A 24,445-nucleotide genomic window follows, 5' to 3' on the forward strand; every position below is an offset into this window, starting at 1 on the left:
CGCGAACGCAAGGCGTAGCGGCTTCCCATCCCGGCCGATCAGCGTAATCATAAGCCATGGGCACGAAATCGCGCGACCGGCTCTATGGTTCCGACGTCCGTATGGCCGCGGAAAGGGCCGCACGCGCACGCAAGGAGGCCGACCGGTTGGCCTGCGACGCTTGGACCAAGCGCATGCTTGCCTTCCGGGGACCGGCTCAACCTTCGCCCACGCTCGGAGACGCGCTGAATGCCGGCTACCATTATCTTGAAGTCCGCTGCCTCGGCTGCGACACTAATCAGACGGTCGCGCTCGACATTGTTCGCCGACCGAAGACGACCCCGATACATGAGCTGGAGCGCTACATGCGATGCAAAGACTGCTCGCGGTTGCGCGGATACCCCTACAAGCGCAGCGAGCTAGTCGCGCTGCGAGAGACCAAGATATCGGCGGAACATCCGGTATCGATATGGTGGCCAGGCGAACGATAGCGCCAGTCTCAACTAGCTCGGGAGGATGGCTTACAAATCAATACTGAGAAGCGCCGCCGCCATAGAACAGCGAACAACCGAGCACGAAGCCCGCATCGTACCATCCGCCTGAATTTGGAAAAGCATACACGCGAACGTCCATGCCAACCGCATGCCCAATCAACGAGAAAAATGAGATGAAGCCATGTACTAGCCCCAACAAAAAGCCCGGCGCATCGTTGTCTGCATACGGAAGGGGTTGCTGGGCACAGGCTGAGACCACAAGAGACATTCCGAAAATCAGTAAAAATCGACAAATCCGCTTCATACCTGCCTCCCCGGAGCAGTGTCGCAGCCAAGCTTACGCAATTCTCGCATTGCCGACACACATTTCTTGGCCCAGTGGCAAGCAATCCGGCTTTGCCCATGTGTAATTTGTACTCCATCACCACCAACCAGGCTGCGATCGCGGAGCTATTCCGGATCGTCCGCCGCTATGAGGGCAACCTTCCGCCCATGCCCGGCGTGTTTCCGGACTACCCGGCGCCGGTCGTACGCGGCAACGACGACGATCGCGAGATGGTGCTGATGCGGTGGGGCATGCCGCCGCCGCCGCGCACTGGTGGGCCACCTGTCACCAACATCCGCAACACGTCCTCACCGCACTGGCGCGGCTGGCTGAAGCCTGAGAACCGCTGCCTGGTCCCGTTCAACAGCTTCGCCGAATACGCGCCCGAGCCGAACCCTGAGACGAACAAGAAGGACGTCGTCTGGTTCGCGCTCTCGGACGACCGGCCCCTGACCTGCTTTGCGGGCATCTGGACCGAGTTCAAGGGCGATCGCGGGACGAAGTCGAAGCCGGTCCCCGGCCCTCACCTTGTCTACGGCTTCCTCACCACAGACCCCAACGCCGTCGTGGCGCCGATCCATCCAAAGGCCATGCCGGTAATCCTGACCACGGCGGAAGAGCGCGAAGTCTGGCTGCGCGCGCCCTGGGACGAAGCGAAGGCGTTGCAGCGGCAGTTACCCGACCACGAGTTGAGGATCGCCACACGCGGAACTGCAAAGGAAGACCCCTCTCCGGTTTGACCGACCTTGATGCCGAATTTCTGGAAGGTGAGGTGGACAGCCTGGCGAGCAGAAAGACATCGAAGAGGCGCTCGCGCACCTCCCCGAGTGTCTCCTGCGCAGCCATCGAGCCAGCGCGTGGTCACACCAGCGATAACAGATCCGACGCCGTTTCGAAGCGGTCCGGCGACGGGCCGGTGACGAGGATCTCGGCGACATCGGACCATTGGCCCGAGATGGTGTAGCGCGTGGTCACGGCCTCGATCGCGTAGTTCGCGAAGGCCTCGCGCGTTTCCGGAACATCGTTGACGGACAGCATGAACTTGCCGGCGATGCCGCCGAGCCGTTGCGCCAGGCGCTCGAAATCATCTCGCGAGAATACGCCGGCGCCGTAGTCTGCCTCGCAGCCCCAATAGGGAGGATCGAGATAGAACAGCGTGCCTGGTCCGTCGTAGCGCGTGATGAAGTCGCCCCACGACAGGCACTCGATGACGACGCCGCCGAGCCGCTCATGAATGGCTTCGAGCAACGGGCCGAGCTTGGTGACGTCGAAGCGCGCAGGACCGGTCGGCTCGACACCAAAATTGCGCCCTGCAACCTTGCCGCCGAAGGCCAGGCGCTGCAGGTACAGGAAACGCGCGGCGCGCTCCAGATCCGTCAACGTGTCCGCATTCGCCGCGGCCAGGCGTTCGAACTCTGCGCGCGACGTCACCTGGAATTTCAGCGTCTCCAGAAATTGCGGATAATGCCGTTGCAAAATCCGGAACAAAGTCACGACGTCGCGCGAGACATCGTTGATGACCTCGCGGCGCGGCGCCCAGCGTCGGCGGAAGAACACACCGCCCATGCCGATGAACGGCTCGGCATAGGTGTCGTGCTGGATCGCCTCGATGCGCCGCGCCAGCAGCTCGCCGAGCCGCCTCTTGCCACCGATATAGGCTGCAGCTGGCCGAACGGGCGCAACCGCCTGCTTCTCTTCTCTCATGGGATTTCACTCAACGTTTTCGAAACCTGCCGCGCGCTAAATCTCCCATTAGGCGGGCCGGCGTTGAGCAATCTGCAGTCGGGCGGGACTTGTTGACGCAGGACCCGCGGTTCGGAGCGTTCGCGCGCTCCGGCCCCTGCCGCGGACAAGGCTCGCCCTGGCAAGGATCAAATCAGGTTCAATCGATGGTGAAGGATGCAACGCCGCAGGTGATCGATTGGCAGATCGAGTTTGTCGGTCTGGCCATGTCGCGCCGCCCTGCCCTCATGGCTTCGGCAGCGGATGCATCTGCCCTTGCAGATAGGCGAGATCGCGCGCGATGCGGTTGTGCTCGTCCCAGAGCTTGACCACCCGCGCCTCGTCCTCGCGGCGCGAGTTCTCGATCTGCGCCTCGGTCCGCGACTGCGCCTCGCGCACCGGCCAATAGAGCGCGCCGCCGATGCTCAGGAGAAAGCCGACGAGGATGCTGATCGGCGCCCAGTCGATCTTGCTCCGCGTATCCAGCTTCTGCGACAGCAGCGCAAAACCGTTGTCCATCTTGGTGTCGAGGATGCGGAATTCCTTCCGCAATTCGGCATGCCCATCCTTGAGGTTCATCACCTCCTGCGTGAGCGCCCCCTGATCGAGCGGCACCGCCATCACTGCGCTCCCCGATAGCTCTCGCGCGGCAACACGCATGCGTTCGCCGCGATAACCGTTCGCATGCTTAACGTCTCCAAAGCTGCAGATTGAAGCGAAGCCGTCCTACCCAATCGCCCTCAAAGTGAGTGCCGCGTTGTTGTAGGTCAGCGTCCCAGCATTGGTGCCGCCGAGCACAGTCGCGTAATGCAGACCCTCGGAAAGGCCAGCCGCGGCCGTCGGTGCTGACACCCAGGTATGATTGCCGTTGTTCAACAACGGAACCCCATAGCCAGGTAACGGTGTCGTGCCGTCAATCCCGACACCGATGCCGGCATTGCATTGCGCGGTATAGGTCAGATCGCTGGCCGCCGAGACCGTCACGTCCGGCTCGTCGCCCCACACCAGGAAGTAAAGCCGCAGGCCCGTGCTCACCTCAGAGAAATAGGCCGTCGACGTCGCATAGTTTCCGCTCGCCGTCGCCAGCACATACGATCGCCGATTGAACCAGGTGATCACGCCGCGCACGAGCGCCGATAGCTGGAACTGACCGCTGGCATTGGTATAGACCATGCCGATCAGGCTGCGCGTGTCGTCTCCGCTCTTGATCTCGGTGCCGACATTGCCCGCCGTCGTGCTCATCACGTGCGAGGTGGTGGAGAAATCCCCGGTGAGGACGCCGTTGTTGGCGAAGGCGTAAACGAAATAAATCGTTCCGGCCGCCAGGTTCTGCCCAGCCACGCCGTTGACGTACACCCCGGTATTGCCGAGCCCGGCAATGCCGGTGACGGGGATGCGATAGAGCTGGCCGCCGACCTTGAGCAGATCGCCCTTGTATGGCGGATATGACAGCGCCGTGGCACTGGAATAGAGCAGCCGGCCGGACGCGATCGGGGCGCCGAGGTTGGCGAGCGCCTGCAGACGCTGCGCGTCGGTCAGCGCCTGGGCCGCAGCGTAGCTCACAGAGCCCCCGATATTGGTGAGCTGCGAGCCATCGACCGCGGGCAGCCTGCCATTGGCGTCGAGCTGCACCACCTGCCCAGCGCCTGTGCCGGCATTGAGCGCAGCAGCCGTGCCCAGCGACGGCCTGGCGCTCAAGTCGGAATACGCCCCCGACGTCGCGACCGTCGCCAGGGCCGGCTTTCCGGTGAGATCGGCATAGGCGCCGGAGACGGCGACGGCCGCCAGAGCCAGGTTGGCGACGGCTTGCGCCTTCTGCGCGGCCGTGAACGCCTGCGCCGCGTCGACGCGGAGCCGGTTGCCGAGCGCCGCCGTGACGGTGGCGGCAAAATTGGGATCCGACCCCAGCGCATTGGCCAACTCGTTGAGCGTATCGAGCGTGCTCGGCGCCGAGTTGACCAGGTCGGCGCGCAGGGCCTGCAGGGCCGCCATGGTGGCGATCTGGTCGGTGTTGGTGCCGGGCGCCGCCGTCGGTGCCGTCGGCGCGCCGCTGAAGGCCGGGCTCGCCGGGCCGACGCCGCCGATCGCCTCCAACATCGCCGCCGCCGTGGCCTTGGACAGCATCGCCAGGGCCGGCGCCGAGATCGACGCCAGGGCGCCCGAGCCATCGGCTGCGACGCAGGGAAACGCGTTCGGTCTCACGGCAAGCGCCGCGAACAGCCCGAGCAGACCGTCGATCACGTGCGCGTCGTTCCAGTCCGACGGATGCACCGTGTTCGGATCAGTGCCATCCTCGGCGAAGACCGTCTTCTTGTGCTTGATGCTCATCGGAGCTCACCCCCCTGCTCGCAGCGGCTCGGCAAACGCCGCGTCGACCTGCTCGAATCTGGTGATGGTCCCAGCATTGATGCCGGCAACGAGCGTCGCCTCGGCCGCGAAACACTGTTGCACGTAGCTGCCGACGGCGGTCGCGACCGTGATCATGGTCGCCGCGTCGAGCGTTACGAACGAGCCGTCGGCGACCTTCCATTTGAAGGTCGCGGCGGAATTGACCTGGGCCAGCAGCACCGCAGCCGCCATCTTCGATTGCGTCTCGCGATCGGTAAGATAGGTCATGCCATTGACCGCCGTTCCCGCCGTCTCCTTGGCGTAGCGCTTGAACGCGGCATAGGCCTTGAGATCGACGAAGATGTCGAACGGCGTCAGCACGTCCTGCAGCGCCGCCGTGGTCTGCGCGCCGGTCGCATCGACCGGCCATGGCGTGGCGCGGTTGCCGGCGGCAAGCCAGGCCAAGTAGGCCGGATCATTGGCGGCGACGACGGCCCGCGCCGCGCTCGACAGGACGCGCCCGTCGCTCGCCTGCCAATACCAGTTGGTCGGATCATAACGCATGCGCGCGTCCCCTATTCGTAGATGCCGCCGGATTGCCGCGTGCCCGCGATCGTGCCGGGATAGTGGCCATCTCCGGCGCCGGCGACGGAGATGATCGCATTGCCCGTGACGAAGAACTTCTTGCCGGTGACGTTCCCGGCGCCGGTGATCCCCGCGTAAACGATCTGGGAGAAGCCGAGATAGAAGCACTCGATCCAGGCGCCCCCATTGCCGAGCGTGATCGGCACGGTGACCGTGAGCGTGACCGACGTCAGGCTCGGGATCTGGATGATGCCGCCATCGCCACAGAACACGTGGCAGCCGATGGTCATGCCGGCATTGCTGCCCTGCGGCGCCCCGCTCACGATCATGTTGCCGGCATAGGTCACGATGCCGGCCTGCGTCACCCCGAGATGCGAGCCGCTGCACACGTTCCAATCGATGTTGGTCAGCGTCAGGTTCGTGCCGTTGCCGGAGCAGTTGACGCCGCACATGGGATCGTTGGTGTAGGCGCCGGTCGCCGTCAGGCGGAAGCCGTCGAAGGAATGCGCGCCACCGCAATTCTGTGCCGAGATCGCCGTCACGCCATTGCCGGCAATGGTGCAGTTCGACGGCGCAGCATGGTTGCCGATCCACCGAACGAAACCAGAGCCCGCCATGTTGGGCAGGCGCACCGCAGCATAGGTGCCATCGGCGACGTGGACGTTGATGCTGTAGCCGTTGAGATTGAAGCGCGTCAGATAGCTCGCGGCATATTGCAGCGTCGCCCAGGCGGCTTGCAGCGTGGTGCCGTCGTTGCCGTCCGAGCCGGAATTGGAGACGAAATAGTCGCGGGCAGCCTGCAGATAGATCGGCTGCCCCGGCACCCGCTGCAGCCACGCCAGCTGAAACTTGGTCCCATCATAGACGAACGCCTGCATGGCGCCGGCGAGCAGGTCACCCCACTGCAGCGGCGTGCCGTCGGAGCGCGTCACCGCCTTGGCGCCGAGGCCGTTGACGTTGATGACGCTCGCTCCGTTGTTGTTGGCCGCGATCGTCGCGACCACCGTCATGCCCTTCTTGTACTCTCTCGGCACCGGGTTGAGCGTCACGACGACATTGTTCGCCGTGCCGGTGTCGTCGCCATAGACCGGCTGCCCGCGCTGGATCAGGTACTGGATCGCATTGGCGAACATCGCATCCGAGTTGTCCTCGGACACCACGGGGCCGCCGGCAATCAGGCTGCCGTTGACGCGGATCGTCTGCCGCAGGCTCGCAATCACGGCGTTGAGCCAGGCCGCCATCACGCGGGTGCCGTCATTGGCCGTGCCGCTCGAACAGTCCTGGAACCAGGTATCAGCCGCGCCAAAGACGCGCGTCTCCGCCGGCCGCGCCGTCACCGTGTTCGGTGCGTTCGCGGGCCCCACAATGTCGGTCATCCCTGTTTATCCCCCGGAGGTCTGATAGGTGATCTCGATATGCGCATGCACGACGCGATCGAGGATGCATTGCAGCGGCGAGATGTCCGGCTCGCAGGCCAGCCCGCTTCCGGCCTGCAGATGGCCGGCGTAAGGAAGCGTTTCGGCCGGCGCCACGAATGCCGGGCTGTCGCCGAGATCGACGCTGATCAGAAGCCGTCCGCCGCCGATCTGCCCGCCAGGCCAGTTGCAGCCGGCCTGGAAGTTGCCAGCCGATCCGCCGCAATCGTTGGTGATGTCAGCGCAGGTGATCGACCAGCCGGCCCGCGCCGCAACGGCCGCGTAGTACTCGCAGCGCGTCCCGCCAATCGCCGCGACCTTGGTGCAGAGGTCAGGGAACGGATCGCACGCATCCGGCAGACCGTATTCGGCCATCCACAGATCATGCGTCTCCTTGTGGGTGGCGCACCAGAACTCGAGCCGGAGGTCGCAATAGCGCGCCAGGATGAAGGCTACAACCGAGGCGATTGCCCGCCAGAAGCCCGCAAGAATGCTTTGCGTCCTTTGCCGAGCCTGAAACGGCGGATCATCAAACACGCCGGGATCGAACGCCCGCACGAGCCCCATCAGGGAGCCACCCTCGTTGGATTGCCAGGCCCGCCCGCGCGGCAACAGTTGCAACACCGATTGCAGGACCTCGTTCGCGGTCGGGCACCGCAAAGGTGCCGGCCGTGTCTGTTCACAGGTTAGCATGGGGATCCCGTTAGAGCGTGGACGCGCCAACACGTGGCACGGCACTGTTGAGGCTAGTCGAACGAAGGCGAAGGATTTGACGGCAAGCTTGCCATTGCGTACCGCGATGCTGACCGTCTTGGCTGGACCGGCGATCTTGGCGCACAACGAAACCGGACCGGCAGAGCCGCGAATTGGTCGAAAATGCCCGATCTCCGACTTGACCGCATCGCGACTTGTCGCCTGTTTGTGCTAGTCTTCTTGCAACGTTGACGGTTCCGCGCTGGTCAATTTTGGCAAGCAGAGACCCGATAGATGAGAACGACGTATGCGCTTCGAAATGGCTTTAGCTCTGGTAAAACGTGCAGAAGAACACGCCAAGTGGATTGGGGATGATCATGGCGATCCTTACGAAGAAGCCCTAAGAACAGGCATTGTAACTACCGACATGAAGCTCGCGCTTAAGGAGATATTGGATCACCTGCGGTCTGCTCTCGATTATTCGGCGCGGGAAATTTGTGAGCAAGTTACTGCTGTCAGAGCGGGTGTTCCAATTTATTTCCCAATTGTGGGGCGAAGCTTCAAGGCAGCTGACTTTAGGTCACGCGTGGGAAAGCTCATGCCGGGCGTTCTAAATGCTCGGCCTGATCTGGAAACAATTCTCGCGTCATTTCAATATTTTTCTGACCAAAAGAACTGGTGGCTACCGGACCTTGCTACGCTTGCAAATGAAACGAAGCATGAGCAACTCAGCGTCAATGAAGTCGGTACGGTCGATGCAACGTTCGAGTATGATGATGACGGAGAACTGCAGATTTCGATGAAGAAACCAGGTGGCACGACATTCGTTGCGGGCGGCCTTATGATGGCCGACCTACCGACCGGTTTTGTATTAGATTCAAGGCAGCTCAGGATCGCTGCCACTATGAAGTACTTGGCGCTGCCGCCCATCGATCAAGAGTTGCTGACCTTTCTAAAGGCTGCCATACCTGGAACGAAGAATGTTATCTCGACATTGGCCAGTGCGATCTAACATGGATCTCGGTATCGAGCCGACTTATAGACCGGAATGTCAGCCTCTGGCCCTTCGCGACATATTGCAGCGCCACACAACTTTAGTCAGTTTTGGAGTGGAGCTGACATGAAATCGAGCTGCGGTTGGACGCGGCTTAGTTCGCCGAGAAGGTGACGCCGCCGAGCGTCGCGATCTGGCCCGGCGACAGCGCGGCGTCAAGCGCCGGCACATCGACGCGGCTGCGGGCCTCGCCGGCGGCGTTGGCGATCGCCTGCCAAATCCATGACCGCGAGAACGATGTTGGCGAGGCCAGATAGGGCATGGTCGAGATCGCGGCATCGCTGCCGGCGACTCGCGAGTTGAGGCGGAACGTCGCGGCGAGTTCGATCTTGATCGCTTCCTGCACATCCGTGGTGAAGGGTTGCAGGCCTCCGATGGTAATAGCGACAGGCACCGCGGCCGGCGCCGCTACGGTCACCAGTGCGCCGGCCGGCTGCACCGTGTCGAGATAGGCCGCCACGCGGGCGATATCGGCTGGCTGCGGAATGCCATCGGAATAGAGATCGTCCATCAGCGGGAATACGCGCACTGTGCCAGGGCCGTTGAACAGCCGCTCGACGAAGACCCGCGTCACGCCGGTGACGGAGCTCGCCCACATCACGTAGTCAGCTGCCGAGCCGCCATGCGGCGGGTTGCGCTTGCGGAATAGGATGCGGGCGCGGAAGGTCTCGTCGTCCTCGACGTCGAGGCCGCCTGCGATGCCGCCGCTGTCGACGGCCGTCGTCGCGTCGTGGAGGCCGGGGCCACTAAAGCCCGAGGTGAGATCGAGCGGCGTGTTGGCGACCGCATTCAAAACTGAGCCATCGGCCGCAGCGATCACGCTCACACGCAAGTTGCCGCCCGCCCCGATCGCGCCGCCGGCCGTGGTCAGGTATTGCGCGCCGTCGGATCGCGTGAATACGGCACCAGCGGTGACCGCAAGCGCGTCCGTCGTGGTGATCACGACGACGCCGGATGCCGGCCCCGCGGGGCGCCGGGCGAGCCCCAGTTCCTCGCCATGGAGATCGAGGTTTTCGGAATCCGCCGTCAGCGCGAATTTCTGCTTTTGGATGTAGTCGGCGAAGCCGAACAGCAGATGCTCGATGCCCCCAAAGACTTTTGCGGTCGGGTTGATGTTGTTCGGCCAGATCCAGGCATCCGAGCCCGGCAGATTTGAGCGGAACGCGGTGCGCGCGCGCTCGACCGAGTCCTTGAGAGAGGGAATAGCGAACATCAGCGCGCCACCTGGCTCCAGAGCACATCGAATTGACGGTCATAGACGAGCAGTCCGTCGCGGCCATACAGCGCGACCGCCAGCTCGATCCGCCCCGCGATCTCGTTGGTGGTCGCCTGCGCGTCGATGCGCACACAGACGCCCTGGTCCCTCAAGGTCGCCAATGCTTCGAGAGCGAACTGCTCGGCCCATTGCGAAGCCGGCAGTCCAAGGATCGTCAGCGGCGCGCGCTCCAGCAACCATAGATGCGAGCCGAGAGGCCCCTCGTCGAGATCGGCGCGGACGTCGATGCCGTCGCCCCACCATCCCCGCGCGTCGCCATCGGCGAGGAAGTAGAGTGGGTGATCGGGATCGACCCGCTTGTCGGTGAACAGCAGCAAAGTCACAGCGGTGTCGATCGCCGCCTTGGCGCGCAGGCCGCCGTGATTGCTGGTCTCGTCGGGCTCGGCCATCGCCCAATCGGCGACGCCGCGCGCCGGGTCCCAGACCGAGTCCCACAGCGCATTGCTATCCGCGGCGCAGCCTTCGGCTGTGCGGATCACGACATCATTGGCCATTGTCTAAACTGCGAACACCTTGGTGGCACAGCCGCCGCCGCAGAGGCCGACAGGCGTTCCGCCGATGTCACCGAGATCGACCTTCGGCGACTTGATGACGACATGCGGCGAAGTGTGCGTGACCTGGCCGTCCTCGATTTGAACCGAGGATTGGCCCCTGGTGACGGTCACGCTGTCGGCCGTCATCACCACCGTGCAATGGCTGTCGTCGGACTGCTTGACGCCCCTGCCGATAGACAGCTTGATCGTCTTGCTATGGTAGACCTCGAGCTGCTCCTTGAAGACGCGGACCACGTCACCGGTGTGGTTGTAGAGGATGGTCCCGCCCTCCGGTGTGTTCTTCGGCCGGAAATCCTTGTGCTCGAAGCCGAGCGCGAGCAGTCGATCGGAGCGGCCGCCGAGGGCGAGAAACACGCCCTCGGAGCCCTTCGGCGCATGCGAGGAGAAGCCGTGCGGCTGCGGCCGATAGACGTCCTCGAATGCCTCGGACTTGAGCCCGGTCATGTTCTTGAGGATCTGCTGCGTGCCGCTGTCGTCGGTCTTCTGCACCGTGGCCCGCCGCAGCGTGCCGATCAGGCCCTCCTGGCCCTCCGGAAACCAGATCCACATCCGTCATTCCCCCGCATCCGAGCCCCAGGCCGCGCCGGCCGATCCGCCCTTGGCGCCGCTGCCGCCGAGCGCACGGGGATCGACCAGTGACAGCACACTCAGCGAGCCGTCGGTGCGATCCTGCGACCAGGTCACGGTCTCGATCGCCATGTCCTGCGCGACATCCAGGAACTGGCTCTGCGTGAAGATCAGCGCGCCCGGCTCCCACAGCGTGCCGCCATCGTCGCGGAAGCCCTGCACGGTCACGCTGGCCTTGAGACTGTTGCCGGCCTCGCGGTCGCGCCGCGTCTGCGCTCGCTTCCTGGCGCGGTCCTTGTCGGTGTCGCCGTCGTGGAACACGATCACCGGCCGATAGCGTCTGACCTCGGCGTCGCGCGCAATGCCCTCGATCTGCAAGGCATCCTCACCATGTCCGTAGGGCTTCTGGCCGCGCACGATGACGTCGGAATGCCGGCCGGACCAGTTATGATCCGCCTCGCCCTCCTCCATGTTGACGCCTTCGAGAATGGCGCCGGCATGCCGCTTCCTGCCGCCCTTGGTGATCAGGATCGAGCCGTCGGCCTGGCCGACCGGGAACACCCCCTGCTCGCGGCAGAGCTTCTCCAGGCAACGGAAAGCGGTCTCACCCGGCGTGATGCGATAGATCGGGACCTTGCTCAGCGGCACGTCAGCGGCAATGCCGACGCCGAACTTGTCGAGCGTGGACGCGATCTCCTGCGGGTCCTTGCTCTTGAACTGCCCGGTGTCGTGCACTGCGCTGGAATCAATGAAGTCCTGCGACTTGGAGCGGCCGGAGATGGTGATCTCAGCCCGGCTGTGCTGGCCGATCTTCGGCTGGTAGCGATCGACATAGCCGCGGCAGGCCAGCGAGCCGTTGAACAGGATGTCGATCTGCGTCCCGGCCTTGAAGGTCCAGGCCGTGGCCGCGCCACCCGGTTCGGCCGCCGCCTCGATCTGGAACGACCGAGCCGCATCCTGGAACGAGGCGCGCACCAGCACGCGCCGCCACGCCGTCCATTGCCGGCCGCCTGCGATGACGGTGACGACCTCCTCATTGAGCATGTCTACCTCGACAGCGCCGTGATCTCGCGCGGCATCAGGAACGGGTTGCGGACAGCGTTGCGCGCGACCAGCGCATCGGCGCGGGTTGGATCGGCGTAGAGGATCCAGGCGAGATCGAGCGAGGGACGCAGCCGGTTGCTTTCGACCGTGATCACTGGTGCCAAATTGGCGATGGTACGGGTGAGCCAGTCGATCACCCTGTCGCGCAAAGCCTCGATGGCAACGAACAACGCGGCGTTCTCGGCGCCGTCGGTCTGATAGAGCTCGGTCTCGAACCGCTCGGCAACCTCGCCGCGCGCCGTCACACCGTCCGGCCTCGCGGCAAAGCTCGTACGCAAGATCGCCTCGGCATAGGCGATGAGGGCCGCGAGCCTGACGGCGCGGCTCGCAGCCGCAGCATTCTCCGCCGCCAGCTTCTGCGTCGGCGTGAGATAGGCGGCGCCGGAGACCGAGACGGATGGGAACGACGCCACCAATTCGAGCGCGGCGCGCACAGCCGAGGCCGCCGGCATCGCGTCCATCGTCTGCCTGACGAGAGCGATGAGGCTGGCGACCGCCGCAATCGCGGCGGCGCCAGGCACGGCGTCGTTGGTGATGCTTGTCGCAAAGCTCCCGACCACCAGCGGGACTGCGTCCCGCACCACGGCCGACACCTTCGGATCGACCGGATAGCTCTGCCTGATGACATCGAGCGCCGCCGCACCTTCGGACAGCGGATCGGTGACGGCCGCGACCACCAGCGCCGCCTTGCCGGCTGTTGTGATCGTCGCCGGAAAGCTCTGCGCCAGCACCGACGCCAAAGTGTCGGCCGCGACGAACGCGACGTTCTGCAGCAACGGGACCGAGATAAGACCCGACGCCGCACCCTTGCGGACGAATTTGAGCTCGAAGGCCACATAGCCCATCTGATCGCGCTGCGTCGCCCGCTCGAAGCTCTGGCAATGCACCGTGACCGGCCCGAAATACGGCACCACGAGCATGCCTGCGCCACGCGAGGCCAGCGCCGCCTTCAGCGTCGTCGCCAGCGCGTCCGCGCTGTCGCCATGCACATAGGCCGAGCCGGAATAGACCCGCGGCTCCTCGCCCAGATCCTCGACAAAGGGATCGTCACGGTTCGGGAAGGTGTGCACGACCAGGCTGCGCCCGCCCTCCTCCTTGTCTTGCTCGAAGAAGAACGGCACGCCCTTGAAGGACGCCGGCCATAGCGTCTTGAGCCAGTCGCGGGCAGCTTGAGATGTCGCCATCGGTGCCCCCTCGGTTTCTATCGCGTGAAAAAGGAGCGCGGGCTAAAGGGGCCGCCACACTAGCAAAGACGACCATAATCGGCCGCTTCGACACGTAGGGGCGATCAGCTTTCTTCCGCTTGTCTAACCACAGGGTGCACTCGGGCGCAAAAGCTGCAGGCGCGACAACCAAGCTACTGACATAATTGACATTTTTTCGTTCGCTTGACTGGCGTCCGTATCAACCTTTTATTGTTATCAACACGCCTCCCGACGCGAATCTCCGCTCGGCCTGCGTCGTGGTACCTTCTCCACACAGTTGATTCTCCCACGGACCGAGTGAGTTGCAAATGCCGCGCCCCAGTCAAAAGCAGAGCGGCGCCTTTTTCACGCCTGAGCCTGTCGTGGCCTCGCTGCTGCGTTGGGCTATCCATTCACCTAGAGACCGTCTGCTCGATCCCTCCTGTGGAGATGGTCGATTCCTAGCGGGCCACCGCAATAGCGTTGGCATTGAGCAAGACCCGGTGTCGGCCGCAGCTGCAATGGAACGCGCCCCTTGGGCGCTTGTTCACGACGGCGAATTCTTTGCTTGGGCGAGGGCCACGGCAGAACGCTTCGATTGCGCGGCCGGCAACCCTCCATTTATACGGTACCAAACCTTCAATGGCGCAGTCCGAGAGCGTGCACTTGGACTGTGCCGGTCGCTCGGAGCTGAATTTTCTGGCCTCACCTCGTCTTGGGCGCCGTTCCTGGTCGCGACCGCGAGCCTGTTGAAACGTGGCGGACGAATGGCTTTCATTGTTCCCGCAGAAATAGGCCACGCCCCATACGCCGCGCCTCTGCTGGACTATTTGGTAGAAAGCTTTGCGACCGTGCAAGTCGTGGCGGTGCGCGAAAAACTGTTCCCCGAACTGTCCGAGGATTGCTGGCTACTATTTGCCGAAGGATACGGCGGCCAAGCCACGCATATTATGTTCACGGCTGTTGATTCGTTCAGGCCCGGCAGCCCGGTCCCTCGTCACGGTGAACGGGTTGAAGTCCATGAATGGCGAAATGTCTGGAATAGGCGCCTCCGCCCGCTTCTCCTACCCAGAGAAGCTCGCGCCCTGTATCGAATGGCGGCCGAAGATCCCGGCTCGCGCCGCTTCGGAAGCATCGCGAACGCCGGTATAGGTTATGTGTCGGGCGCCAACAATTTCTTCCACCTTCGCCCGTCCGACGCAGAGCGCTGGAATATTCCGACCGCTCTTCTATTTCCTACAGTGCGCAATGCGAAGGCCTTGCCTCAGCGTAGGCTGACCCATGCAACAATTGAGACGTGGCGCAAAGCGGACGCGCCAACAATGTTGCTGCGCCTGCCCAAGACAAACAATATTCAGCTTCCGGCCGCCGTTCGCCGCTATCTGGACAGCGATGCCGGAATGGAGGCGCGTAAAGCTTTCAAATGTCGCGTCCGCGACCCCTGGTATTCAGTCCCAGATGTGCGGACCCCCGACTACTTTCTTGCTTATATGTCCGGGCGGACGGCAGGTTTGGTGCGCAACCTTGCCGGCGCAACCTGCACCAATTCTGTTCATGGCGTAAGTGTTCTCGATAAGCCTGCAATGTCCCGCGCGGTGAAGAATTGGGACAGCGCATTCGTTGCAGTTAGCCGAGAAATTGAAGGCCACCCCTTGGGCGGCGGCATGCTGAAGCTGGAGCCGGGCGAGGCTTCACGCATACTGATCCCCTCAGAAGAACTTTTTCCGCAACTTGAGAATAGTGTTATGGCCGACGCGGTTTCCACCATGCGACGTTGGAGACACTATGCCGGACAATAAACATGATCCTGAAGGTGTCCCCGTAGGTTTAGACGATGGCGATGAGGCCTTCCCAAAGACTTGTCAGTGGACAAACCAACAACAAGCATTGGCGCATTTTGCGTCTTATGAAGGACCCACTCAAAGCCAGCAGCACATCAAGCCGTTACATTGGTACGTTGCTTGCCGGCTCGTCGTCGAGGGCGGCTTTAGGCCTGATGAGATAACACCACGACCGCCGTTCGAGATCAAGAAGCAACGCGGTGAATGGCGTCTCACTTATAATCCAGAGCTAGCGCAAGGCGGTGAGGCCACAGTGCTCGGAGGGCTTAAGACGAAGAACGTAGACGTGGTGGTGAGCAAACCCGGCTTGGGACCCGTCCTGGCAATTTCGTGCAAGGGGATGACAGGTGCCTTTCGAAACCTGACCAATCGCATGGAGGAAACGATTGGAGAGTGCACGAATCTTCACATCACTTACCCGGCTTTGGTATTCGGCTATTTGTTTGTCATCCGCGCGAACCGAGCTATTGAGGCTGCTGCAGCGATTTCGGCACCAACTGACGAGCTTACGCCTGCAAAGCAGCTCAAGGCCAACGACATCGCAATGGCGTTGGGTGGCGAGCCAGTTGAAAGCATCATACGATTCCACTCTGCTCTGCGCGAATTGACTGGACGGCGCGGCATTCGGAACGATGTATCGAGATACGAGGCCGTGTCCCTTGCAATGGTAGAAATGGCGGACGGCGAACTAGGAAAATTGCTAACTAGCTACCCGGCTGACAGCAGTCCTTTGCGGCTAGAGCGGTTTTTTGAGGGCCTTTATCTGCGCTACGATGAGCGCTTCGTTTATTCGGCTCCGGACCTAAAAAGCGTGACCCAGCGGCTGGAATGGTCGTCGGATTCTCCAGCCTTCGGCGCGGGTATGGTTATCGATTATCCCCCTCGGCTTTCTTGATTTGCGAAAGGCCCATTGACTTATTTACCTCATCCGCGGGAAAGTTGGCTTAGGGTCAAATGCCCTATTTTGGCACTGGACCCAAACTTCCCCCTATCGCAACCCCACAATTCCTGTTCGTTGCAGGCTATGGCGCCGCGCCAGCCTCCGGCATTGATCGGCCGGTCGAGCCGGTCGACCCAGTCGCCGTCGTCCCGCTCGACCGAAACGCATTGATCGCATTCTGAACCCGCAGCTCGACACGCGTGAGGAAATCCGGCGACGGCTCGACGGTCACCTTGGTCTCCAGCGTGGCGTTGCCGACCACCTCGGCCTTGGCCGGCTCGACTGTTCCGATGCCGGTGGCTTTGCGGATGTCGTCGATCGTCCATTGCGATGCGAATTGACCTCTGCCGGGTGTGCCGGCTGTCGCGTAGCCGAGACTGGTCAGGTCGCCCTCAATCTTCGCGCGCTTGGCGTCGTTCATCGCCTTGAGTTGCGCCAGATAGGTCGGATCGCTGTCGCCGTAGATGGCGGCAGCCCGTTCCGAATCCTCGATATCGTGCAAGGCGTCGAACTTTTCCGGATGCAGCCCGGCCAGGCGCTTCATTCGCTCGGTTGCCGGCAAGACGTCCCGCTGCGTCGCAATGTCCAGGATCGGCGCCAACATGGCTGTCATCCGGGTCAGGCCGAACTTCAGGCTCCCGGCCGCGCTCTCGCCGCGGAAGACGCTTCCGGCCCCGCTCAACAGCGACGACGCTGAGTCGGCGCCAACAGCACCGGCCAGCGCCGCTCCGAAGCCCAGCTCGGCCGCCGAGCGCAGCGGGTCCTTCTTGGCCCGCTCGCTCATGTAGCTCAGTCCGCTCGACAGCCAGTTCATGCCCGTCGTCACCCCGGGCATCAGCGGCGCAGCCGTATTACCCAGGAGATTGTCGACCTGGGCGCCGATCGCCTTCTGCAGCACCTTCGGGTCGTGCTGCAGGAAGTCGTCGGCCGCCTCGCCGCCCTTGGCGCCGTGGACGAGTGCGGCATCCTTCTGAATGCGCGCCTGCTGCGTGGCAAAGATGCTCATCATCTGCGCGGTCGTCTGCTGCGAGGCAATCGCTGCGATCACCTCCTGGATCTGCGCGGGGTCCGTCACCCCCTTCTTGGCGAGCGCCGGGATCAGCACGTTGTTGGTCCAGGCGTAAGGGTCAGTCGCGCCAGGCTGCAGGTACTCCTGGCCCGCGATACCGCCGGGCTTGACGCCCTTGACGTTGCCCGTCGTCGTCTTGATGACCTTCGACTGATCGAGCAGCCCATAGGTGGCCAGGGCCTCGACGGCCTTGTTCGACATCTTGCCGCCGACGAACTGCGTGTAGAAGCTCGATAGCGCCTTGCCGGCCGAGGAGCCGCCCAGCTCCTGCGCCAGGGTCGGCGCCGTCTTGAGCATGAAATCGTCGCTCAATGCGTTGGTTGCGGCGCGGCCATATTTGAACATCTCGTAATAGTCGGTCGGCCGCAGCGTGTCGCCGAAGACGTTGATGGCCTTGGCCATCCCGTCGATATAGTGGTTGAACTTGGCGAGGTCCTGGGTGACGCCCTTGATCTCCATGCCCTTCACGAGCTTGTCGAAATCCTCGCCCAGCTCCGCGGCATGCTCGGGATGGGCGCCAAGGGCGACGATGCGCAGTTTCATCAAGGGATCGAGGATGTGCGTCGCCTCCTCGAAACTGCCGACCACAGAGCGGATGTTGCGCGCGGTGTGCATGATCTCCGTCTGAGAGACCGACTTGTAACGCGCCGAGAGCTTGGCCGCGATGTCGTCGGCCTCGGCAATCTCCTGCGCCGACATGCCCGCGGCGGACATCCGCACTTCCTCATGCGTGCGGTCCGAGGCCGCCTGCGCCGTCCGGGCCGCGAGCGCATGAACGGCGCGCGAGCCCTCATAGGCCGCCGCAGCTCCGGCGGCCATCTTCGCCGCGCCGCCGATTGTCACCGATCCCCGCTGCAGCCGGCTCGCCTGCCGCTCGGCAACCGAGGCCATGCTCATCTGCTTCTGCACATCGCGGTTGAGCGCATTGGCCGCGCGCGCAATGCGGTTGATCTTGTTCGCGACGGCGTCGAAGGCGCCGCCGGTCGCGTCCTTGCCCTTGATGACGGCAGTCGCCTCGAGGATCGTTCCCATCTACTTCCGCCTCTTGCGCAACGCGATCGCCCGACCGGCCCAATAGTCCAGCTCCGAAAACCCCATGCGCCCGCAGGCCTCGGCATCGACGATGCGCTCGACCAGCACGAGGTAATCGCAGATGACGCCTATGGAGTCGGCGTCGCGTCCTCGAAAAAACTCAGCACCCCGTTCTTGACCGCCATGGCGTCGAGGATTGACAGGTTGTTCATCGCGAGCAGCGGATCCGGCTCGATGATCATCCGCTCGGTATAGGCGCGGATCACCTCATCATTGTCGACCAGCGCCATGCCGCCCTTGGCCTTGACCCAGGTGCGGGGGTCGCCGAGGATCCAATAATCGGCGCTGGCCGGCTCCTGCAGCACCACGGCCGCAATGCGCCCCTTCGGCCCGTCGATCGGCCGTTTCAGCGGAATGGTCTTTCGTTCGCGTGCCATGCGCCCTCACCCGCTTAGCTGTTGAGCTTCTGGTACTGCGGCCCCCGGATCTCGCAGCCCTCGACCTCACCGGTCGAGAGGTTGACATCCGGCTCGCCGACGATCCGCGCCGAGGTGAAGATGTGCGTGCGGCTGTTGTCTTCCTCGACGATGGTGACGTCGAGCGTCTTCCGGATCACGTCGTTCCACACGATGCCGGAGCGATCGCGAAACTTGATCTTGGCGCCGAACAGCTTTGGGCTGGCGGTGAAGCAAGGCGAGCCGTCGCCGTTCGCCTTCGCCTCCACCTTGATGTTGGTCGGCTCGATCGAAATGTCGGCGTCGCTCGGCGGGAACCGATCGGTGCCGGCGGTGACGGAGATGCGACCGCCGAAATTGCTGTCGCCGGGATCATTGGCCATGGTTGGGGATCCTCAAAGCTGTTGCGGGATGGGCGCCAGGGGCGAGCACGACTAGACCGCCGCCGCGCCGGACGCGGTCTGATACTGCAGGTACGCCGTGATGTTGGCCGCGAACACGCGCAGCTGATTGACGACATCGACCGGCAGATAGGCGTTGAGCCGGTTGGCATCGTTCGGGTCGCGCTCGACGTTGACGAATTGTGCGAACAGATCCGGCTTCTCGAGCACGCCGAGCGCGACCAGATCGTTGTAGGCGTGGATCAGCGTATTGCGCACCGATTTCGGGGTCGCGATCTCGGCCAGGTTGAAGGGGTTGTCATCCGCGAGCGCCTGCCGCGCATGCTTGTCGGAGACTGCGGTCTTGAAGTATCGGGCCACGAACATCAGCTGAAACATCGTCTCGACATCGCGGAACGTGCCGTCGGCGACGCCAGCGGCCGTCTTCTGGTAGGTGGTCACCAGGCGATCGATGGCGACCAGGCCGTCGGAGCGCACCTTGCAGCCGGCGATGCCATCGGCATAGAGCGCCTGGCGGTCCGGGATGTCCCACCATAGCGAGCGGTCGCGGGGCGGCAGCACGCCCTGCAGCACCAGCGTCTGCAGCGGGCGCGAGACTTCCGGGGCATCGCCGAGATGGGCGCTGGCCATCGCTGCCGCCGCAGCCGCCCATTCCCACTCCGGCGTCGGCGAGCGCTGCGACCCGATCACGGTCACATGCTGATCGTTGCGGCTGTTGCCGAAGGTCACCAGAGCCGACAGGGTGCCGTACTGCGCTGAGAAGTAATGCCCATAGAGCTGCTGGATCGGCGACCAGCGGCCGGCGCTGTCGTTGAGGAAGTCTCTGACAGCATTGAGCGACACCGCGTCCGAGTAAGGGCCGGCGAGGAAATCATACTCCTGATCGCCGAGGCTCGCGAGCGGGCCAGCAAGATCAGGAACACCGTTGCCGCCCGACAGCGGCGCCACGGCCGTATTGGCCGCCGAGAGCACGTTCGCCTCGTCGGTCGCGAACGTCACCTCTTGACCGTTGAACACGGCACCCTTGTGCACGGCCGTCACATTGACCTTGCCGGCCGTGGCGCCATCCACGGCGGCCGTAATGGGCAAGCCCACGGCATTGATCGCAGCAGCGGCATTGGCCGCGACGATCGCGGCAGTATCGGAGCTGTTGACCTGGAACGTCACCCGCCGCCCCATCACCCACAGGATGCCGGCACCGGTCACGCCCGGTGCCGCAAAGGTGAGCGAGCCGGCCGCAGCCGCGCCGGCGGGATCCGCCAACGGCAGCACCCAGATCGGCTGGAACGGCGCATTCAGCCGCGCGATGCGATACATCGCCACAAGCATCGAGCCGACACCGAACACCGCGGCAGCCTCGCGCTCGTTCTGGATCGGACCATACACGACGCCGACGGGTGCCGAGCCGGCCGCGAGCTTCTGCCCGATCAACAGCACCCGCGGGCTGCCCTGATATGGCGTGCCGCCCGAATTGATCTCGGCATAGAAGAAGGGCACCAGCTCGTTGCCCGGAATGTTGTTGAACAACACCGACATATTGACGTGACTCCGTGTTCGCGCGACGTGCCTCACGTCGGCGGGGCTTAACTTTTTCTGGTTTATTGGCAGGGCGCCGGACTAGGGCGTGTGCTCAGAGGTCATTCCGATAGCTGACCGGGCGCAGGAATGTCCCCTACCCGCTACGCGAACGCATCGGCCCCCCCCCAACGAAGGTCCGAGTTGGGCCATTGAGCGACATCGCAACCCCAGAAGCCCGGACCCGCATCGCCGGCGTAGTCTTCTCCTTGGTCAGTGTGCATCGTTCAAGGCTGCGCGAGCCGCCACCGTGCTGCGTCTTGCAGTTCACGGCTGCGGAATTCACCTGGGAAGTTGAGAACGGCCTGTTCAATTGTCCATTCTTTCAGCCCCAATTCCTTGAGCTTCCGGAATCCGCTCTGAATATCGCCTTGGCTGACGAGACGCTTGATAGCCTCGATGGTACCGTGCCGACTGCGCATCGCTACAAAGACTTTCGGGTGATAGTTGTGCTCGGTGCTGATACGAATTGACTCGTCGATCCACGCCTCTAAGTCAGAAATGTTTGTCATCTTTCGTACCCTCGATGGAGTGCTGAGCGCATCTGGCCGGGAACCTAACCCGCAACGCCCCCAGGGAAGCGACATCGGCTCAGTCGTTAAGGAGGCCTTCCCAGAATTCGGAGGGCTCCAAGTCACTCTGCCAACCCTGATCGTCAAGCGATCGCGCCATTTTGAGGATTCTTTGCAAATGCTCCGCATGTGGGTGTTCTATCTCGATGAACTCGCGGATCAAATGTTTCACGTCGAGCCAGTCGATCTCCACTTCGTAGTTGCGCGGCTTTTCTCCACGACCAAACCTCCTGAAGACCACCCTCATTGCGGCATCGTCGAATCCGGGAACGTTGTCGGGATGTTCTTCGTAGTGAAACGAACTCTCGACATGGGTCTCCGGTGGCTCATCTTCTTGGCCAAGCTTTTTTTCGTAGATATGTCTGAGTTTCATGATGACTGCCCTCAATGCGGCTCGATGGCATTGATCTGATCGGTTGCGCTGCACTCCGTGAAGGACGGCAATTGCGATGACGCAATAAATCTTATCATGGGGCGAACCCCAGGTTCTGCACCCCATACTAGCACAGATCAACCGGCCAAGACGGCTTCGGATCATTTCCGGAGGCCGCCGACGTGGCTGCAGCAGGCTCCACCTCGGCCCGTTGCACTTCGATGACGTCACCGTCACGAAGCCGACGCGTCCAATATTGCGACCGCGCTTTCCACTCGCCGCTCGCGACCAGCGGGAAGCCGGTTTGGGGATCGCACACGCGTACGACGCCGCCAGCTGCAAGCGGCGCGGGTTTCAGGAAGATGTTCTCCATTATCCACCTTGCAGACTGTCGGCGCTTGCCTGCACCGGCGTGGTGTCGGTGACGGCGGGTTGCGGGGCCGCCTTGATGGCGACGGTGTCGAGGTTGACGCGGGTCGGCATGACTGACGCGGCGCGCGCCATGCCGAGCGCGAGATCGTGCAGATAGGTGGACGTACCGAGCTGCGCCGCGATCGCCTTGAGCGCGGCCGGCAGTCGGTCGAAATCCACCGGCGTCGAGGCCGGCGCCGGATCGCAACAGGCCTCTTTCACGCGGATGCGGCCCCGGATCGTCCGGGCCGCGAGACGGATGTTTTCCTCGCCCGAGCGATGCTTGATGGCCGAATGCCACTCATCGAACGGCAGCTTGACCATTTGCCGGAACAGCGCGCCGGTCGGCCCGAAATGCAGTGCGTGATAGATCTGATCTTCGAGCACGCCGAGCGAGGCCTCGAGCGCCGCATCGGTATCGGCATAGTCGACGATCACCTCTCCGTCCTGGTGGAAGTTGGCGACGACAGAGATTTCGAAGACGAGATCGACCTCGCCCTTGTAGAAGGCAGGGCCAGCCTGCGCGATCTTGGAGAGCGACGAGTTTTCCGTGAACACCGCGATCAAGGGGCGCTTTTCGTCGTCGGCCAGATCATCGAACGGATCGATGCGCGAGTCCGAGACATAGGCGCCGGCGATGGTCGGCCAGGGGCCGTTGCTCGGCAGCAGCGCCGAGGGGCGCAGCGCTTCCAGCGCAGTTAGCCGCAGAAATTCGCGCGCCAGCATGGCTAGATCCCATTGAGCGTGAGCCGGACAAAGCCGGGCGTCGACGGCAGAACCTCGTGAATGCGGAAGCGCCGCCCGGTCGCTTCCTGCGTCACGAGATCGCCAGTGCGCGGGCGCCAGGCCAGACGCGACAAATCGAGCGAGACATAAGGCCGGTCGGTCGAATGCCCGGCGCGCTCCGGCTTGACGCCAGCTTGTGCGAAGGCCCCGACACCCGCGCGGGCCGCGGACTCGCCGAACGGGCAGAGCACGTGCTCGACCACTGCGCGCGCCCGGTCTGGGATCAGCGGCGCGTTACGATCGGTGTCGTATTTCATCGCGGCGAAGGTAAAGTGCTCGCCCTGGATACGGTCATGCGTCACCGCCGCAGCGGCAACCGCTCGCGCGAACGGTGACGGCATGGTGGTCATCTCAGCTTCGAGTACTCGTCGATTCATGTTTTCGAATTCAGACCAGTTTAGCCGTCGAGCGATTTCTCGCTAGGAGCATCCCGCCGCAAAAGGATGGTCTGCCTATTGGAGGGCTCGACCTGCCTTCGCAATCGGGCGAATGCACGGCTAAGAACGGCAGGTTTCTTCCCGCGTTCCCCCGTGCAGGTAGGAATCGTGCCCTTCAGCCCAGAAGTCTGCGCTAGAAGAATAATCGCTCCCAAGAGGACAAGGATGAAAAATGCGATCACATAAAACCATTGCGTGGTGACGGCTCGCTTGAGGGCCAACAAAGCGATGATCCCGGAAAGGTGCAGATCGACGAACCTTGCCGCGCTGTAGCCTGCAACAATCAACCAAAACAGGATAAAGTACGAACTAAGCGTGAGGTTCACTTTCGATACGGAATACTCCCGCACACCATCAGAAAGCCAGACTGTCTTATAGAGACGGCCTTCGAACGCATCCTCAAGCATATCGATGTGCTTTTCCCAGTTCTCTTGCCAAAACTTGGAACCCCGAGCCGAGAGGTAGTTTGCCAATGCCGTAAGAATGCCGAGCGATGAAAGGCTGAGTACCAGTAGGCCAGATTGCGTTGGACCGGCGGGCTCCTTCCAAACAAAACCAAACGCGACAAATATGGCAGCCTGGAAGCCCCAGAAAAACGTGGCGCGTTTCCAGTAATGTTCAATCTCGAACGTGCGCTGCTCGTATGCCCGACTCAGGGCGTTCTTGAGCTTGCTATCATCGACTTTCTTAGCTTCCGAACATTCTGATGTCCGGCTATCCTCTGAGCAATCTAGTGCTCCAAGATATTGCTCGCGTGTCACAGTCACCTAGGCCTCCCCTGTTCGGTCTCCGTACTATCAGGGTAGCGCAACCATACAGACGACCGCAACGCTAGTACTTTGATGGTCATCCTCCTAAGTTGCAATCCGCGGAATGCAGTTTAGGCCGCGGGTTTTCGAGCGACACGGGTACCCCTACCCGACCCTACGATCGATGATCACTGTCCCCGTCACATCGCCTGACTGGGCGGCGTCACCGGCCAGGCCAACACGCGTGTTGCCATTGGCCGTTTTGGTGAAATTCAGCGCGGTCGCGTCCCAATACAGAGGGTCGCCGAGCGCCCAGGCTGTGCCAGCCGCCTTCGGCTGATCGGCAAACACGCCCTCGCGGACGATGGCGACGGTGTCGCCCGGATTGGAGTCGTTCATGGCGACGCCGAACAGCGCGCCGATCAGGATCGGCAGGCCGCGATTGGTGCCGCCGGCCGGCGAGACGATGTCGATCGTATCGCCCTCGTGACGGTAGGTCTGCATAGGAGGTTCTCACTTGCTGT

The 24,445-nt window shown here is 62.9% G+C and carries 28 protein-coding genes; 5 read left to right on the forward strand and 23 right to left on the reverse strand.

The genetic code is table 11. The features are described 5' to 3' along the window. Window positions 1-56: 56 nt before the first annotated feature. A complete protein-coding gene (locus ACQR1L_RS15980) occupies window positions 57-470 on the forward strand; it encodes a hypothetical protein (RefSeq protein WP_434858892.1) in 414 nt (137 codons plus the stop codon). A 37-nt stretch (window positions 471-507) separates the two neighbouring features. Here ACQR1L_RS15980 and ACQR1L_RS15985 read toward each other — a convergent pair whose 3' ends face one another. Continuing rightward, entirely contained in the window at window positions 508-777 is a 270-nt protein-coding gene (locus tag ACQR1L_RS15985; RefSeq protein ID WP_434858893.1) for a hypothetical protein, read from the reverse strand. A gap of 98 nt (window positions 778-875) precedes the next feature. Here ACQR1L_RS15985 and ACQR1L_RS15990 point away from each other — a divergent pair, with 98 nt between their 5' ends. Beyond that, window positions 876-1,538, forward strand: a complete 663-nt coding sequence (locus ACQR1L_RS15990) for an SOS response-associated peptidase (RefSeq protein ID WP_434858894.1) — start codon at window positions 876-878, stop codon at window positions 1,536-1,538. 121 nt (window positions 1,539-1,659) lie between these two features. On the opposite strand, the gene ACQR1L_RS15995 is transcribed toward ACQR1L_RS15990, so the two are convergent. From ACQR1L_RS15995 to ACQR1L_RS16020, 6 genes are all read right to left on the reverse strand, one after another. Then, on the reverse strand, window positions 1,660-2,502 hold the full coding sequence (locus ACQR1L_RS15995; protein ID WP_434858895.1) for a DNA adenine methylase: 843 nt from the start codon (window positions 2,500-2,502) through the stop codon (window positions 1,660-1,662). 264 nt (window positions 2,503-2,766) lie between these two features. After that, the gene (locus ACQR1L_RS16000; protein ID WP_434858896.1) at window positions 2,767-3,141 is read right to left on the reverse strand and encodes a hypothetical protein; all 375 of its coding nucleotides are present in this window, start codon (window positions 3,139-3,141) and stop codon (window positions 2,767-2,769) included. Window positions 3,142-3,246: 105 nt separating this feature from the next. After that, window positions 3,247-4,848 carry a hypothetical protein gene (locus ACQR1L_RS16005; protein ID WP_434858897.1) on the reverse strand — a complete coding sequence of 534 codons (1,602 nt, stop codon included), beginning with the start codon at window positions 4,846-4,848 and terminating at the stop codon, window positions 3,247-3,249. A gap of 6 nt (window positions 4,849-4,854) precedes the next feature. Then, window positions 4,855-5,412, reverse strand: coding sequence for a DUF4376 domain-containing protein (locus tag ACQR1L_RS16010; protein WP_434858898.1), 558 nt, complete (start codon window positions 5,410-5,412; stop codon window positions 4,855-4,857). A gap of 11 nt (window positions 5,413-5,423) precedes the next feature. Continuing rightward, the gene (locus tag ACQR1L_RS16015) at window positions 5,424-6,809 is read right to left on the reverse strand and encodes a hypothetical protein (protein WP_434858899.1); all 1,386 of its coding nucleotides are present in this window, start codon (window positions 6,807-6,809) and stop codon (window positions 5,424-5,426) included. Window positions 6,810-6,815: 6 nt separating this feature from the next. After that, complete coding sequence (locus ACQR1L_RS16020; RefSeq protein ID WP_434858900.1) at window positions 6,816-7,688, reverse strand: hypothetical protein; 873 nt, start codon at window positions 7,686-7,688, stop codon at window positions 6,816-6,818. A 160-nt stretch (window positions 7,689-7,848) separates the two neighbouring features. On the opposite strand from ACQR1L_RS16020, the gene ACQR1L_RS16025 reads away from it, so the two are divergent. Beyond that, window positions 7,849-8,553, forward strand: a complete 705-nt coding sequence (locus tag ACQR1L_RS16025; protein ID WP_434858901.1) for a hypothetical protein — start codon at window positions 7,849-7,851, stop codon at window positions 8,551-8,553. 136 nt (window positions 8,554-8,689) lie between these two features. Here ACQR1L_RS16025 and ACQR1L_RS16030 read toward each other — a convergent pair whose 3' ends face one another. Genes ACQR1L_RS16030 through ACQR1L_RS16050 form a run of 5 tightly spaced genes read right to left on the reverse strand, consistent with a single transcriptional unit; the run spans window position 8,690 to window position 13,280 of the window. Then, window positions 8,690-9,808: a baseplate J/gp47 family protein gene (locus ACQR1L_RS16030; RefSeq protein ID WP_434858902.1), complete on the reverse strand. Its 1,119-nt coding sequence runs from the start codon at window positions 9,806-9,808 to the stop codon at window positions 8,690-8,692. Further along, window positions 9,808-10,365: a phage GP46 family protein gene (locus ACQR1L_RS16035; protein ID WP_434858903.1), complete on the reverse strand. Its 558-nt coding sequence runs from the start codon at window positions 10,363-10,365 to the stop codon at window positions 9,808-9,810. Before ACQR1L_RS16035 ends, ACQR1L_RS16030 begins: the two co-directional genes overlap by 1 nt. Before the next feature lie 3 nt (window positions 10,366-10,368). Beyond that, a complete protein-coding gene (locus ACQR1L_RS16040) occupies window positions 10,369-10,974 on the reverse strand; it encodes a phage baseplate assembly protein domain-containing protein (RefSeq protein ID WP_434858904.1) in 606 nt (201 codons plus the stop codon). 3 nt (window positions 10,975-10,977) lie between these two features. Further along, window positions 10,978-12,036 carry a phage baseplate assembly protein gene (locus ACQR1L_RS16045; protein WP_434858905.1) on the reverse strand — a complete coding sequence of 353 codons (1,059 nt, stop codon included), beginning with the start codon at window positions 12,034-12,036 and terminating at the stop codon, window positions 10,978-10,980. Between the two features lie 2 nt (window positions 12,037-12,038). Next, window positions 12,039-13,280, reverse strand: a complete 1,242-nt coding sequence (locus ACQR1L_RS16050; protein ID WP_434858906.1) for a DNA circularization N-terminal domain-containing protein — start codon at window positions 13,278-13,280, stop codon at window positions 12,039-12,041. A 503-nt stretch (window positions 13,281-13,783) separates the two neighbouring features. Here ACQR1L_RS16050 and ACQR1L_RS16055 point away from each other — a divergent pair. Together ACQR1L_RS16055 and ACQR1L_RS16060 are read left to right on the forward strand one after the other, a co-directional pair. After that, window positions 13,784-15,079 carry an Eco57I restriction-modification methylase domain-containing protein gene (locus ACQR1L_RS16055; protein WP_434858907.1) on the forward strand — a complete coding sequence of 432 codons (1,296 nt, stop codon included), beginning with the start codon at window positions 13,784-13,786 and terminating at the stop codon, window positions 15,077-15,079. Beyond that, window positions 15,066-16,016 carry a hypothetical protein gene (locus tag ACQR1L_RS16060; protein ID WP_434858908.1) on the forward strand — a complete coding sequence of 317 codons (951 nt, stop codon included), beginning with the start codon at window positions 15,066-15,068 and terminating at the stop codon, window positions 16,014-16,016. The genes ACQR1L_RS16055 and ACQR1L_RS16060 overlap by 14 nt, the downstream gene beginning before the upstream one ends. Before the next feature lie 127 nt (window positions 16,017-16,143). Here ACQR1L_RS16060 and ACQR1L_RS16065 read toward each other — a convergent pair whose 3' ends face one another. The 11 genes from ACQR1L_RS16065 to ACQR1L_RS16115 all read right to left on the reverse strand — a co-directional run bounded on the left by ACQR1L_RS16065 (window position 16,144) and on the right by ACQR1L_RS16115 (window position 24,425). Continuing rightward, on the reverse strand, window positions 16,144-18,162 hold the full coding sequence (locus tag ACQR1L_RS16065; RefSeq protein ID WP_434858909.1) for a hypothetical protein: 2,019 nt from the start codon (window positions 18,160-18,162) through the stop codon (window positions 16,144-16,146). Window positions 18,163-18,290: 128 nt separating this feature from the next. Then, window positions 18,291-18,599 (reverse strand): hypothetical protein, encoded by a 309-nt coding sequence (locus ACQR1L_RS16070; protein ID WP_434858910.1) that lies wholly within the window; start codon window positions 18,597-18,599, stop codon window positions 18,291-18,293. 14 nt (window positions 18,600-18,613) lie between these two features. Further along, window positions 18,614-19,000 carry a hypothetical protein gene (locus ACQR1L_RS16075; protein WP_315751467.1) on the reverse strand — a complete coding sequence of 129 codons (387 nt, stop codon included), beginning with the start codon at window positions 18,998-19,000 and terminating at the stop codon, window positions 18,614-18,616. A 51-nt stretch (window positions 19,001-19,051) separates the two neighbouring features. Further along, entirely contained in the window at window positions 19,052-20,554 is a 1,503-nt protein-coding gene (locus ACQR1L_RS16080) for a phage tail sheath subtilisin-like domain-containing protein (protein ID WP_434858911.1), read from the reverse strand. 266 nt (window positions 20,555-20,820) lie between these two features. Then, the gene (locus tag ACQR1L_RS16085; RefSeq protein WP_434858912.1) at window positions 20,821-21,105 is read right to left on the reverse strand and encodes a hypothetical protein; all 285 of its coding nucleotides are present in this window, start codon (window positions 21,103-21,105) and stop codon (window positions 20,821-20,823) included. 79 nt (window positions 21,106-21,184) lie between these two features. Next, window positions 21,185-21,538: a hypothetical protein gene (locus tag ACQR1L_RS16090; RefSeq protein WP_434858913.1), complete on the reverse strand. Its 354-nt coding sequence runs from the start codon at window positions 21,536-21,538 to the stop codon at window positions 21,185-21,187. A 127-nt stretch (window positions 21,539-21,665) separates the two neighbouring features. Beyond that, window positions 21,666-21,911, reverse strand: a complete 246-nt coding sequence (locus ACQR1L_RS16095) for a DUF2635 domain-containing protein (protein WP_434858914.1) — start codon at window positions 21,909-21,911, stop codon at window positions 21,666-21,668. Further along, on the reverse strand, window positions 21,911-22,675 hold the full coding sequence (locus ACQR1L_RS16100) for a hypothetical protein (RefSeq protein ID WP_434858915.1): 765 nt from the start codon (window positions 22,673-22,675) through the stop codon (window positions 21,911-21,913). Before ACQR1L_RS16100 ends, ACQR1L_RS16095 begins: the two co-directional genes overlap by 1 nt. A 2-nt stretch (window positions 22,676-22,677) precedes the next feature. Then, window positions 22,678-23,076, reverse strand: coding sequence for a hypothetical protein (locus tag ACQR1L_RS16105; protein ID WP_434858916.1), 399 nt, complete (start codon window positions 23,074-23,076; stop codon window positions 22,678-22,680). Window positions 23,077-23,132: 56 nt separating this feature from the next. After that, on the reverse strand, window positions 23,133-23,939 hold the full coding sequence (locus ACQR1L_RS16110) for a RipA family octameric membrane protein (RefSeq protein WP_434858917.1): 807 nt from the start codon (window positions 23,937-23,939) through the stop codon (window positions 23,133-23,135). Window positions 23,940-24,086: 147 nt separating this feature from the next. Further along, window positions 24,087-24,425 carry a DUF2190 family protein gene (locus ACQR1L_RS16115; RefSeq protein ID WP_434858918.1) on the reverse strand — a complete coding sequence of 113 codons (339 nt, stop codon included), beginning with the start codon at window positions 24,423-24,425 and terminating at the stop codon, window positions 24,087-24,089. Window positions 24,426-24,445: the final 20 nt, after the last annotated feature.

The sequence above is a fragment of the Bradyrhizobium sp. HKCCYLR20261 genome (assembly GCF_051168435.1).
Classification (GTDB): Bacteria; Pseudomonadota; Alphaproteobacteria; order Rhizobiales; family Xanthobacteraceae; genus Bradyrhizobium.